This window comes from Candidatus Zixiibacteriota bacterium (assembly GCA_040756055.1).
GTDB lineage: Bacteria > Zixibacteria > MSB-5A5 > GN15 > FEB-12.
The window spans coordinates 228,043-241,247 of the sequence record JBFLZR010000002.1 but is presented as its reverse complement, the minus strand read 5'-3'; the positions used below and the strand labels follow the sequence as shown (position 1 = coordinate 241,247).

The following is a 13,205-nucleotide window of genomic DNA, read 5'->3' as shown; positions in this document are numbered from 1 at the left end:
AAATGGCTATTGAGAAATCGCGGTCAAAGGAACAGATTTTTGCCAACATGCACCGTGAGCTTCGCAAGTGGAACCCGGAGATTCCCGAGTCGGTGGATCGTCTTGACCCGGTGCTTAAGATTCTCTTGCAGCTTTACGCCCACCAGCTTGAACGAATAGACCGTCGTATCGACCAGACCTGGGAGGTGGCGGTAAGTTCTCTGATTCGGACGATGGCTCCCGAGAGTCAGCGCTGGCCGGTTCCGGCCTACACGATAATGCGTTGTCAGCCGATTGACCCGGTGGTGGAGATCGACCCTCATACGCGGTTTTTCTTCAAGGAAAAACGTGAAGGCGGGCAGACTTTCTTTTTCTCGTCGCAGAAGACCGAGAAGCTGGTAGCGGCGGACGCCAAATATATTTTCGCCCGGTTTAACGATGCGGTTTTCGACCTGTCGCCCAATTCGGCGGGACACGGCGGTCAGCCGGCGATTTCGGACGCTCAGCTTAAGAGCAAAGGAGCGGGGCAGATTTATATCGGTGTTGAGTACTCGGGGATGCCGACCGGTTTGAGGAAGGCTACGTTGTGCCTGATGGGTGTGGAGACAGTGCTTCGTCAGATGCGCTGGGGGTACTGGGTGCCGGGTTCGGCGGCGGGGGGCTTTTACGAGGACAGCAGTTTTTGCCCGGGCCTGACGACGAGCCTCGAGGACCTTTTCTCCGACGATGGCGAGCCGGTTGATTGGGGAGGTCTTCGTACCAGTGTTGATCTTTTCAGGCCGCTTGAGAACAATTTTATCGTTTTGCCCGACAAGTTCACTTCGACGTGGGAAATGGGATCCGCGGACGCCGCTTTGGTTAATCATATTGACGATGACGAGACGAAATATGCCGTTGAGCAGGACAAGCTCTACTGGATCAGGGTGGATCTTCCGGCGGGGGGAGACAAGGTCAAGGTTAAGAGTGGTTTCAAGCTTTATTTCAATTGTTTCGTAGCCACGAACAAGAACGGGCTATCGACTTACAAGTATACCGGTGGAAATCGGCTGGTTGAGGTGGAGATACCGGAACCGATCGACACCATACTCGGAATAACGAGTGTGATTGATTCCAACCGCAATGAGTATGTTCCCCGGCATGAGATGTCGATCAAGTCGACCGATCAGTGTTATACGCTGGAGGAGCGTGGGGATCGTCTGGTGCTCTGGTTTGATTACACATCGCAGCTTGATGTGCCGCCGGACAATATCACGGTTTACTACACGGTGACAGCGGGTACATCGGCAAATGGCATTGAGGCGGGGCAGATTTGCGAGCTTTACGAGAGACATCCGGGGGTAGGGGAAGCGGAGAATATCACGGTCACGCGGGGGGCGATACCGGCCAAGACGGAGAAGCAGATAGTGACCGAGGTGTCATCGCGGCTTCGCAACCGTGACCGTGCCCTGAATTTCCGTGAGATCGCCGGATGGACGCAGACTTTCGACCCGCGGATCAAGGGTGTGGAGTGCGTAAACAGCATCGAGCGCGCCGGGCGTGGGGTTCGTCGTTGTGTTCTTGTCAAGGTGCGTGTGAGCGCAGAGGATTTTTACAGCGAGGATGAATCGGGTCTTTTGAAGCAGCGCCTGAAACAGTTTTTGAAGTCGAGGGCGCCGGTGAATACCGCATTTCAGGTGGAGATAGTCGCGCGATGATGTCGCCAGTGGAAGCTGTCATGCCGGATTTTTGCAGCCGGCGATCCCCCCTTCATTACACTACCGCTTTGATTGCACTGATGAGGTTAAATGTTGATTTAAGCCGGGTGGACCTGCAGGCAATCGGTGAGCACGAGAATTACAGGGGGGAGATCAGGTATCAGGAGCCCCAGCCGGGTACGCGGCTCGATTCAAGGACACGCATCACGCTGAAGATTGGTTTCCCGAGCGCCGTGGATCATATGCCGTACCAGTTTTTTTACGGTCTCGGGGGCGTCCGAAGTTCCACCGGCAAATGGGAAGATGACGCGCGTTGTTTGATGTCGCCGTTTGATGCGGCAGTGATACGACACCGGGCAGCGGCGAAATTTCGGGATTTGAAAAGTGGTCTCGGGCTGGTTGACTCCAAGCAGGTGAGTGATTTTCTGTCTGTCTTCGAGTATGCGGTTGAGGCGGAATCGACCGAATTGCGCGAGGCCTTGATATGGGCGGCGGTTTTGCCCACGTTCAACCAGTGGGGAGCCAATGCCGAAGGTGTTTGCCGGGTGCTCGAGCGACTGTTCGGATATAAGTTCGAGATAAGGGAGAATGTCGAGTCGCAGCATGAGATTCCATCGTCGTGTCGATACCGGCTGGGTTCGCCCAAGGATCGGCTGGGCGAGGGAGTGATTCTGGGTAAGACGTTTACCGATTATGATTCGGCGTACGAAGTGTTAGTGAAAGATGTGCCAGTGGAGAGTGTCTCCGATTTTCTTCCGGGGGGACGCATACGAAAAAGGATAGAGAGAGCTCTAGAAATCTGTATGCCGGGCAATCTTGAGTATTCCATCAGGGTCAGGGCAATTGGGCCGATGGTGGCAATAGGAAAGGGCAGCAAAAGGAATTATCTGGGATATACATCATACATTGGAACTTGACGGGTATCATGGCTGTGGGTACATTTAAGTTGACTTGGGCAGGTGTTGGCTATAGATTCCCGACTGGTCCCTAATTATTGAGGCAAGACTATGGGTGACTTAAACTTATATTCGGTAAACTGGCAGGACGGGATGCTTATTACGCAGAAGCATCTCAAAGATCAGGAGCGGTATTTCGAAGAGCTCGTTCGCTGGCATTCGTTTCATGTCGGCGATAACTGGGGATTGGTCAAGAAATCACTTTCGGCGAAGCCGGCGCTTGGATTGAACCTGCTCTTGAGCGGTCGTCGGTTGACGGTTGAGGTTGATCGCTGCCAGGCTATTACTCCCGATGGGCATTTTATCGAGATAAATGAGTCTACCGAGGGGCATGTTAAGGCTGCAGCGGATGTAAAGGACGGGATGATTTCGCTTTTCATTGGTGTTGAGAACTCGAATAAAAAGCAGGTTGGCGAATCTGATCCGACTGAAGAGATTCCGCGTATTCCTTATTTGAATGTCGATTACAAACTGCATCTGGGCGACAAGCCGAATCTTCCCGAAGGTCAGTATATCAAGATAGCCGAGTTGATGGTGGCGGCCTCAGAGGTAACGCACGCCTCGAGTTTTTACCCGCCCTGTGTGACACTTTTCGCCGACGAGCGGCTTAATCAGACGGTCAATGATTTCAAGAGCCGTTTGGAGAAGTTGATATTGCTTTCGACGCAGGCGTACGCGGCGATGCTTACCTCGACGGCGGCGGTCGGTCAGCAGACGGTTCTTCAGGCGGAATTCAAGGACACGGTGGGGCATTTCATTCAGCATCTGGCGTCATCGCATGATCAACTGGTGGCGGGCAAGAACAGTCTTCATCCGATGTATTTCGTTGTGCACTTCAAGCGGCTGTTCAGAGTGTTTTCGACATTGTTGAATCTACATCCGGGGTTGAAGGATTATATTAACGAGAGATTTTTCGTCAAGCAGACGAGTTCTGATATCGGGAGGTACATGTCCGCCATCGATGGATTTCTGTTGACGGAATACGATCACAACAATATTGGTGGACATATCGCCACGATTGACAGTCTGTTCGTGACTTTGAGAGAGCTTCTTGGGTTTTTCGCGCAGGTCAAGAAGGATCAGCTGGGTGAGCAGGCGGTGGCGACGCAGACGCTTACTTATCATGGCCGGACGTACAATCTGGCCGATTACAGCAGTTGCCGTTTGGAGAAGGTGGGAGATTTAAGTTATCTTCTGATAGCGATAGCCAAGCCGTGCTCGATGTCGGATATAACGATACTCATGGCGAAAGACCTGTTCGGTGACAGGATCTGGTCGAATATACAGGTGAGGCTTGGTTTGAACGAAGCTCGCGGTCTGGGTGAGACAGATCCGGTCACGCTGGACACATCGACGTTCGGAAACAAGGTCGCGCTCCATCCCCAGGATATGATGAAGTCGTTGTCGGTGAAGCAGCTTACCATGATTTTCCGCGGGGCCGGCGACGCCGAGAAGCTGATGAATCTCGGCAAGACGGATTTGATAATCTATTGTATGTAATGGCACGGTGACAGGAAAGCAGCCGGTGGTATGAAATCATATATAGACGACCTGTTTGGCTACATAGATACTTACGAAAAGAACTATGCTCAATTTGAGACTGAGGCTTTCCTTCAGACCTATAACGGCATCGTGACCGTATTTCAGACGTTGCGGGGGGATCGTAATCAGGCGGTAGAGGTAGATTACTATCTTCTTGATAAGGTCAAGTTGTCACCTCTTACAAGTTCCGATCTCAGGCAGCTTACAATCCAGGTGCTGGTCACGCGGTTCGAGGCCGAGGTTGACACCGACGGGCGGTCGAATCAGGCGTATTCATACTGCCGTAATTTACGGCCGATCAAGCAAGATGCGCCTTTTTTCGAGCAGAAACTGGCGCCGCTGTTATTTGATGAGGGGAGTCTTAATCACAATTTCCGATTGAACGCGTTCCTGCTCGATGAGATGGCGGCGTACATCAATCGATTCGGTAAGAGCGTGAAGAGCGATATGACGCCGGAGCAGTTTGATGGTCTGGCTGACCCGCTCAAGATGCTGGAGTTGAAGCGCAGGCAGCTGGCGTTGGGGACGAATCTCATCAAGGACCGGACCTCGCTGGAGTTTCATCTTCAGCGGGTGGCGACATTCAATCGAATTGGCGACAAGGGCAAATTGTACGAGCAGTATTTGACTCACTGGAATTATCTGGCCAGCAGCAGTATCTGGTCGAGATTTATGACGTGGGTCAAGGAGCTGGGGGCGAAATTCCGCGGGGCGTTTTCGAGCTTTGGTTATTTCCGTCTGTTGAGCACACAGCGCAAGCTGGCCTATTTTACTTACATTCTCCTGATAGTGATTTTCCTGGGGATCGCGTTCGGTGTGCCGGCCTGGTGGAACAGTATTGCCGATCAGAAGCTCAACGATTTTCAGGAAAAGGCGAATAACCTTCAAAATATGTCGAAATGATGTTCTGTTAAGGGATAGATTTGGCTAAGATATTCAAAAAGTTGTTCAAGTTCGCCAAGAAGGGGGCCAAGGCCGCCACGGGTAAGGACCAGGCGGGTGGCGGGGCGTTCGAGTGGCCATCGGGTATCCGGGTTGGAGTCTATGGACATTTCAATGCCGGGAAGACGGTTTACTTCACGGTGCTGAATGAGGAGTGTAAGATTGCCCGGGACCTTCAGATTTCGGTGACGGACAACGCGACTTCGTCTGAATTCCTGACGCATCGTAGATCCATCTGGGGACTCGGTACGGTTACCGATGTCGGCACGGTGGTGGATCTTCGCGGGGAGCAGAAGTTCCCGGAGCCATCGGTTCGTGACAGGGTGTTGATATTTAACGCGATTATCGATGGTGACAGGAAGGTTCCGGTGGTGGCGTATGATTATCCCGGACGGGCGGTAGCGATAACGGGCGCGAATGAATTCAAAGACAAGGTGATAGATTTCATGTCGGGCTGTGACGGCCTGCTATTTTTCTGTGATCCCAAGGTAATGGGATCGGAGCTGGAGAGCCAGGCACAGGTGTCGTCGTTTGTGAGCATGCTCGAGAAGCTGGCGCCTCATTCGCGGAGTCTTCCGATTCCCGTGGCGCTGGTGATTACGAAGGCGGATGTTCTTCCGGGATTTTCAGGCGACAATCAGGTGGTATTGATAAGCCACGATGATGAGCATCTGCTGTCGGAAGACTTCGATTTGTTCCTGAACAAGATACTGGTAAGCGAGAAGGTATCATCGGATCCCACATGGACCGCTACGGTTCGCAACGTGCTTATCCGGATGGCGGATTTTCTCAAGGTGGTTGTTGGGCGGACGCTCAATTTTCAGATTTTCTTCGTGTCGAGTATCGGTCAGTCTCCGGAGAAGGTTGGGACGGATGTGGGGCGTTCGATTTACAAGCCTCCTCAGAAGATAACGCCGATCGGGGTAAAGGAGCCGTTTTACTGGCTTCTGAACGGCATTTTGCATAATCGTCGGGTGGCACGACTGAGGTCAGTGGCCAAGGCGGTGGCCGTGGCATGCCTTATCTGGGCGATTGTGTATTCGATTCCGTTTCTTTATCACTTCCTTTATCTGCTTCCTCGCACACAGGCCGTGGAGCAGGAGATTGTGAAAGCGAATCACGGGAACGTCTTCACAGCGTCGGCAGATGAGCGGCGCAAGGTGCAGACTGCTTACAGCCGGTATGAGAATTCCAAGTTGGTGAGCTGGTTTTTCCCGAGTTTCCAGGCGCCATCGGGTAAGATACGGCAGTTCTATCGTGATTTTGATATTTCCGAAGCGGTGAAGGCTCTCGATCAGCTTATTGGGCGGTTTGATGCGATAGTCGCGGATTCGACGCTGTGGCCGAAGTGGAATCCGAGCACGGATTCGATTCAACTTTCGTCCGAACTGGAGCGGGTAATAGCAGAGGTCGAGAATTACCATGTTGGAGAAGAGGGGTCGGTGCTTTATGATCGAAGTGACCGGGTGTTGAGTTACTGGAATCTTTTTTCGGAATATATCGCCGGTCGGAAGGATACGGCGCTGGCGACGAAGATTCGCGAGCAGGTGGCGTTTAATGTCAAGACGTATGCCAGTGAATTGAGCGCGGCCGAGGAAAAGCTGGGGGAGACCTTTGACCAGAAACTCCAGGTTCAGGCGGCTATTCAGGAGAAAAAAGAAATAGCCAAGAAGGCGAGTGTGGAGCTCGATGATTTGATCGCGGAGATAAATGGCAATAAGGATCCCGAGTACAGGTTGGGGCGGGCTGTTGAAAGGCTGACCCGTTTGAAATCGGAGCTTAATCCGAACACGGACGCCGAGGGCATAAGTGCGATTGAGCGGTACTTACAGGATGCCCGCAAGTGGACAAGGCCGCAGAAGTTCACCTATCGCGTTGAGACTATTCCAGGTAACGCTCACGTGCATATAGAAATAACGCCGAGGGGTGAAGATCCGAAGTGGGCGGAGCAGAATCAGATTTTCGAGGGGGACGAATATACGATCGAGTGGAAGATGAACGATGATGTTCATATAGCTATCGACGAATTGAAGCATCCCTGCAACTGGGGTAATAACCCGAGTGACAAGAAAGTGCTGAGAGGCAATTATTCGCTCTTCGAGATGGAGGGTGATCTGAGGTTCGAGAATCTCGGCAAGCAGATAAGTATAAGTTTCAAGCCGGCGCTGTCCGAGCAGTTGCCGAGGTTAAAGAAATAGAGTGAACCCAGGTAAAGGTTCGTAGCGAAGGAGTAGGAAATGAGAAAGATGATACATCCAGGCAGGGCCGGCGTACTGGCGTTCTTTATAGCGGTTGCGGTGCTGCTGACAGGTCCGGTCGCTGATGCCGCCAAAGTGCAGATTCCGGAGGGAACGGCTGTTAAGGTCAGTTTTCCCTCTACTATTAAGATTTCATCGAGTGAGCTTGGTGAGGGTATCCCGATTCTTTTCAACCTCGCCGAGCCAATCGAAATAGGCGGCAAGGTGATTGTTGAGAAAGGGGCCACCGGCACGGCGGTGGTCAAGGAGGTCAGGAAGGCCGGCAAGGGCGGCAAGCCGGGGAAAATAGCGCTGGAGTTCGTTGATCTGGCGCCGAAGGGGACTTTCCTGACGCTCGACGGTGAGAATGTCAAATTGAAGGGTGTTATTACCGCTGAAGGTAAAGGCAAGAAAACCCTCTCGTACCTGTTCATTTTTGGCTTGTTTATCAAGGGCGGTCAGGGGGAGATACCGACAGACAAGATTTACACGGCAACGGTAGCCGAGTCGGTGATATTGGAAGAGAAGTAGATTTTCGCGAGAAAGCCGATCAAATGAGAAAGCCGGGTCATATAATTGACCCGGCTTTTGTTTGTTTTTCAGATAACTCTATCAGTACGCAGCCATCCAATATACTGTTACGCCGCGAGCCTCAAGCGCGGGGATATCGACCGCAATAGCGGATTCGCTGAGGGGGTTACCGGCAATATAGAGCGTGTCATTTTCAGCGAGGCCCGGATTGTTGACCAGCGGTGTTATATCGACGATGGAGTTGTTGTCGAGATTGAGCACGCTTATGTTGGTCAGGTACTCCAGAGGGGCGATGTCGGTAATCAGGTTACCGTCGAGAAAGAGACGCGTGAGGTTCTCCAGTACCTGCACGCCTTCTATTGTCTCGATTTGCATCTCTCCACCCCAGCCGTCGAGTGAGTCTATGAAGATCACATCGGACAGCCAGAGAGGGTCGGTCGTCTGGTCGCCGATGCTCCACCGCACGAGAGACTCGAGACCGGAGTCGGGGAAAGTGACGATGCTGTCGGCGATAGGGGTGATCACGACCGTACCGGGCAGGGTGGTGATATCGTCAGGCGGGATGCGGGTTAGGTCGAGGTTTTCGAAGGCGCCGAGTTGGAAGACCATCTGGGTAGAGGTCTCGACGAGGATGACGCCATCGGGATTGGAGGCTCCGTTGAATATATACGGTATGGTAAAATACAGGGTAGCGACTTTGGTGGGCAGGTCGCTGTCTACAATCGTTTCCGTCGAGTTGCTGATGGATATCTGCACCTGAGTTTCCCCGATAAAGGGAGAGAAAACATCGGTTGAGGTCAGGTCGGTTCCTTTGACGACTGAGTCGGGTGTGATCATCGAATAATCATACATCACCGTTAGTGAGGCACTTCGCAGTCCGGCGAGGTTGACCAGTTCGACATCGACCGCAAACGACTCGCGCGAGGCTATCTCCGTAGTGGACGGATACAGGCGCACCAGCGGTTGGGTGTAAGCGCCGATATCGACGGTCGCGGCCTGTGAGTATACACCCGCCACCGGTATGGAATCGCCGGAGACGGAAACAAGGCCGAGCGGGGCGATGTCGACATAGCGTGCTCCGGCATCGAGGGTGACGAGCGAGCGCATGTGCAGCGTTAACATGTCGGAGTAACCGTTGGAGTCGACAATTTCGCCGGTTGAGATGTTCGGGTCGGAGATCAGAAGCTGCAGGCCAGGATCGGTGCGGCTCCCCGTTATTTCTACTACATCGTTGGGGTCGAGCGTGGAGCCTTTCTGGAGGGAGTCGAAAGCGATGATGGTCGGGTCGAACAGAATACCTACTTCGGCGTCTTTCAGTCCACCCAAGTTGAACGCCTCGACGGTCAACGCGAAAGGCTGTCCCGATTCAACCTGAGTGAGGTAGGGGTTGACGCGGAACAAGGGGACAACCGGTAGCAGCTGAATGCTGAGGTCGACAGTTTCGCCGGGTTCGATGTCAGCGGTGGCGCTGCCGCGGTAGAGGACGTCTTCGAGCGGAGAAGTGAAGTCAAATTCCGGTCCCGCGGAGATTCCTTCGAGTACAAACAGGCGGTTTGATCCGGCGGGGACATCGAGTTCGAAGACGAGCGGACCGCCTTCGTACCAGCGGTACGCCATAACCGGCTCCATGTCGGGGCCGGTAACAGTCAGAGCAAAGAGGTTAACCACAGCCGCCGAGCCGGTAGATGCAATGGGCGCCTGTAATTTGACTGATACGGTGGGTGATGAGTCGTTTGTAATTTTGTCGCTGCATCCGGCGAGCAGCGCAACTGTCAAAATTACCAGTCCGGTGATTTTGAGTATTGTTGTATGCTTCATGGTACTGCTCACCTTTTAGAAGTTAGCCAGCAGACCCAGATGGAACTGGTATCCGCTGAGGTCAATCAGGTTATCGTTAACGTTGCCGGTGAAGTATTTGAAACCTCCATCGGCGCTCAGATTTTCACCGATTTGTTTGCTGACGGATCCGCCGAAGTTGAAGATGTCGGTGGAGCCGAGCGTTAATTCGTTTTCAGCAATCAAGCGAATTCCGGCCGATGGGCCGACGGCCCATCGGTTGGCGAGGTTGAAGATTGCGTTGGCGCCGGCGGAAAACTCGTTGCCATAGAGTTTGTACTGGCTCAGGAGAGCCTCAGAATCGCTGTAGAACGAGTTGTCGCCGCGGATGACATAGCTGAGATAGCCGCTGATGTCGTGTGGTGTGTCGATGTGGGCGCCGGAGACGCTCACCGCAATTTGTTGGCTTTGCTTGAATGTTTTCAGGCCGTCCTGTTTGTCCGCCGTGTAGGTTGTGAAGACGACATTCGTAACCCAGGTCATTTTGCCTTTAGTGATATCGCCGCCGGCGTTGATGGCGATTATGTCGCCGGGGTCGTAATCGCCGGTTTCGGCATAGGGTTCGTACTCACCCTTGAACTGGTAAGTGATACCGCCTCCGACTCGAGCATCGCCAAGCATGGTGGCGCCGCCAACGAGCAGGTTGAAGCCGAAACCTTCACCGAGACTTCGCACCGGGAATTCGAGGAAATCCTGTGAGAGCAGTTCGATGACGCTCCAGTTTTCCATGAAATCCAGTTTCTTTTTGCCAATGGGTACATTGATTCCGCCGCTGATGAGGATGTGATCTTCGGAGAATGAGCGGCTGATCTGAATGCGAGCGTCGCTTAATCCCGAGACGGAGTTGTCGAATCCGGAGTATTCGGCTGAACTCGAGGAGGTGGCCATGTATATCTGGGCTTCGAGGTTGTCCTGAATAGGTACGAAAGCACTCACGGGGATATAGGATTGGCTGACGGTTGTTTCGAGGCCGTCACCAAAGTCAAGCTTCCAGTGAGTGTAAACCAACTGCGGGTTACCGGAGGGTTTTTGTCCGAAGACGATCTGGCTTTGGACAGTGGCTGCCGCGCAGATGAGCAGCACCAGCAGAGCTGTAGTGATGATTATTTTATTCATTGTCCAACTCCACTGTTATGATGACTGTTCCGGTCGAGCCGACCTGAGGTTGTGATGTTGCGAGCCGCGAGGCGATGGCATTGGGAAGGACGCCGCTTGAGAGCAGGATGGTTGTCAGCCTTGAATCGAGGCCGGTGGCGATTGCTTCGAGCTCTCCCTCGGCACCGGTGGCGAACGATTCCAGCGCCTGCTGGGTCTGGTCGTAACTTTCGGCAGAGGCAGCGGAGGTCGGTTTGGTTAACTGGGTTTGGGCTGCCTGGAAGCCGGCATCGTGTTTCAGGGCATTCTGGAATTCCTGCCGGGCCGCCTGATGCATGCCGCGCTGTTGGTAGAAGAGTCCGCGGCTGTAAGAAAGGAAGGCCAGATAGGATTCAGTGGGCACTTGCTTGATGGCGTCGCGTTCAGCCGCTGTGAGCGTTATTCCGAGGGAATCGATAATGCTGAAGACGAATTGTTTCTCGATATCAAATATCTGCTGAATTTTTCCCTGACTGGATTCGGTGAACCGGGTGGATGTATCGGTGGCGCTCACGATAACGCCGTCGAGTCTGAAGCCATCATCGCCGACACTCAGCAAGGAGCCGGTGATGACTTTATCTGATCCGAGCAGTTTTCCCATGCGCGGGGCGGTGGATGGATCGACATATCCTGACTCGCCCAGTTTCAACTCGTCGAGGATGACATCAATCTTCAGCCGTTCTACCACGTCGAGGGATTTGACCTTAGCCAGATCCGCCGAGGTGAATTCGGCCAGTCCTACGGCAAGAGGAGCCATTTCTGGTTCGAGGTGGGAACCATCGAAGTTGACCACCGCGACGGCATTTGGAGATATGTCGCTTGCTTCGATGGCATCCTCGTTGGCAATGGCCATAGAGACTTCGGAGGACAATTTCTTATACACGAGGGCATCGAGGTGACTGTTGACCAACTCGCGGGTTGTTTTACCCGGGTTGAGGTTGAGCGAGGCCGTGTAGGCATCGATAGCCTTTTCGTAATCACCCTGTTTTTCATATATGAGGCCGAAGAACAGATGTGTTCTGGAGTCGGGCATGATTGTATTTGCCTGTTCGAGGGCATCTTCGGCTTTTTCGAGATTGTCCATGCGGTAGTAGGCGACGCCGAGTTCGCGCCACGCTACGGCGCTTTGTGGGTTGGCGGCAATCTCGTTGTAGAAGGCTTCAACGGCTTTATCGTATTGTCCTTCGTCGCTCAATTTTCGACCCGTGTTGTAGTAACTCTGAGAACATCCCGCTAAGAGCAGCAGCAACAGAGTCAGGATGAGCGACACGGACTTTGTGTAGTAACTGTATTGTTTCACCTGTTAGCCTACCAGTGGGCGATAGATTTCCATTTTGCGTTTCGCTTCGACAAACTGGTCGTCGAGTTCATACGCCTTTTTGAAACTCTCGTACGCGTTTTTATAGTCGTAGCGATCCATGTATTCGAGCCCCATCGAGTAAAAAGTGGTGGCATCCACAGATTCAGTACCACCTTCATCAATCATCTTGCTGATCTTGTCGGTCAGTTGGAGATCGAGCAGTCCGGCGAGTTCTTTTACCAGTTCTTTTTCCATTTTGGAGTATTCCGGTTTGCCTTCCTTGTCGACGGAGGCGATGATTTCGGAAGTTTCGACTTTGACAGCCCTGACCACCATGCGGGTGTTGTCGTCATCGAGTTGAGTGATGCTGCCGAAGACCATAATCTGAGCGCCGAGGATTTTGCCGACTTTGACGGCCGTGGCGACATCGACACTTCCGGACTGCTGGAGTTCGATTTCCTTGAGGATGAAATCGATTTTATCACGTTCGACGACTCTCAGGGAGCTGATTTTGGAGAAATCGTGCTGGAAGAAATCGGCCAGTCCTTTGGCGAGACTGCCCAGTTTTTCCTGGTATTCGCCTATGGAGTGGTTGTCGAATTCCATGATGGCGATAGTCGATATTTCGGTGGGTCCACTCTGGTCGCACGACATTTTGTTCATTTGTTTGAGAAGCTTGTACCAGTTGTCGCGCAGTTCCTGGGGCCAGATTTCCTGTGGCAGATGAGTCACGCAGGGGCCGATTTTGGATATTTTTTCGAGGTACTCGACGGACTTTCTCAGGTACTGTTCACCTTTGGCGTAGGTGATAATACTGAGAGTCTCGAGGATGGCGATACTGTCTTTGGCAGTGAGGTCATCGCGAACCAGCAGAGAAGAAGCGACTTCGATGCCTTTATCGAAGTCGGTCTCGGCGTAGAAATTGAGAGCTTCCGCCAGTTGGTCCACCACTGTCTCTGCGGCCTGTCCGTAGGCCGGAGGTGTAAATGCGAGGGCCAGAGCAGCGGTTATGAAGGCACATATCCCTGACCGGATAAGGTTGCGATTAGTCATT

Annotated in this window: 10 protein-coding genes; 6 read left to right on the top strand and 4 right to left on the bottom strand. The window is 52.9% G+C overall.

The genetic code is table 11. The annotated features are described in order from the left end of the window. Positions 1 to 2 precede the first annotated feature (2 nt). The 6 genes from AB1483_04410 to AB1483_04385 all read left to right on the top strand — a co-directional run bounded on the left by AB1483_04410 (position 3) and on the right by AB1483_04385 (position 7,881). Complete coding sequence (locus AB1483_04410) at positions 3 to 1,673, top strand: hypothetical protein (protein MEW6411702.1); 1,671 nt, start codon at positions 3 to 5, stop codon at positions 1,671 to 1,673. Further along, positions 1,670 to 2,590 carry a type VI secretion system baseplate subunit TssG gene (locus AB1483_04405; GenBank protein ID MEW6411701.1) on the top strand — a complete coding sequence of 307 codons (921 nt, stop codon included), beginning with the start codon at positions 1,670 to 1,672 and terminating at the stop codon, positions 2,588 to 2,590. The genes AB1483_04410 and AB1483_04405 overlap by 4 nt, the downstream gene beginning before the upstream one ends. A gap of 90 nt (positions 2,591 to 2,680) precedes the next feature. Beyond that, complete coding sequence (locus AB1483_04400) at positions 2,681 to 4,129, top strand: hypothetical protein (protein MEW6411700.1); 1,449 nt, start codon at positions 2,681 to 2,683, stop codon at positions 4,127 to 4,129. Between the two features lie 30 nt (positions 4,130 to 4,159). Then, positions 4,160 to 5,074 carry a hypothetical protein gene (locus AB1483_04395; protein MEW6411699.1) on the top strand — a complete coding sequence of 305 codons (915 nt, stop codon included), beginning with the start codon at positions 4,160 to 4,162 and terminating at the stop codon, positions 5,072 to 5,074. Between the two features lie 20 nt (positions 5,075 to 5,094). Further along, complete coding sequence (locus AB1483_04390) at positions 5,095 to 7,311, top strand: hypothetical protein (protein ID MEW6411698.1); 2,217 nt, start codon at positions 5,095 to 5,097, stop codon at positions 7,309 to 7,311. A 39-nt stretch (positions 7,312 to 7,350) separates the two neighbouring features. After that, positions 7,351 to 7,881, top strand: a complete 531-nt coding sequence (locus AB1483_04385; GenBank protein ID MEW6411697.1) for a hypothetical protein — start codon at positions 7,351 to 7,353, stop codon at positions 7,879 to 7,881. Positions 7,882 to 7,962: 81 nt separating this feature from the next. Here AB1483_04385 and AB1483_04380 read toward each other — a convergent pair whose 3' ends face one another. From AB1483_04380 to AB1483_04365, 4 genes are read right to left on the bottom strand one after another with little or no spacing between them, the layout of a single operon-like run. After that, positions 7,963 to 9,699 carry a leucine-rich repeat domain-containing protein gene (locus AB1483_04380; GenBank protein MEW6411696.1) on the bottom strand — a complete coding sequence of 579 codons (1,737 nt, stop codon included), beginning with the start codon at positions 9,697 to 9,699 and terminating at the stop codon, positions 7,963 to 7,965. A gap of 15 nt (positions 9,700 to 9,714) precedes the next feature. Then, the gene (locus AB1483_04375) at positions 9,715 to 10,833 is read right to left on the bottom strand and encodes a hypothetical protein (protein MEW6411695.1); all 1,119 of its coding nucleotides are present in this window, start codon (positions 10,831 to 10,833) and stop codon (positions 9,715 to 9,717) included. After that, positions 10,826 to 12,151, bottom strand: a complete 1,326-nt coding sequence (locus AB1483_04370; GenBank protein ID MEW6411694.1) for a tetratricopeptide repeat protein — start codon at positions 12,149 to 12,151, stop codon at positions 10,826 to 10,828. The genes AB1483_04375 and AB1483_04370 overlap by 8 nt, the downstream gene beginning before the upstream one ends. A gap of 3 nt (positions 12,152 to 12,154) precedes the next feature. After that, positions 12,155 to 13,204, bottom strand: coding sequence for a CsgG/HfaB family protein (locus AB1483_04365; GenBank protein MEW6411693.1), 1,050 nt, complete (start codon positions 13,202 to 13,204; stop codon positions 12,155 to 12,157). Position 13,205: the final 1 nt, after the last annotated feature.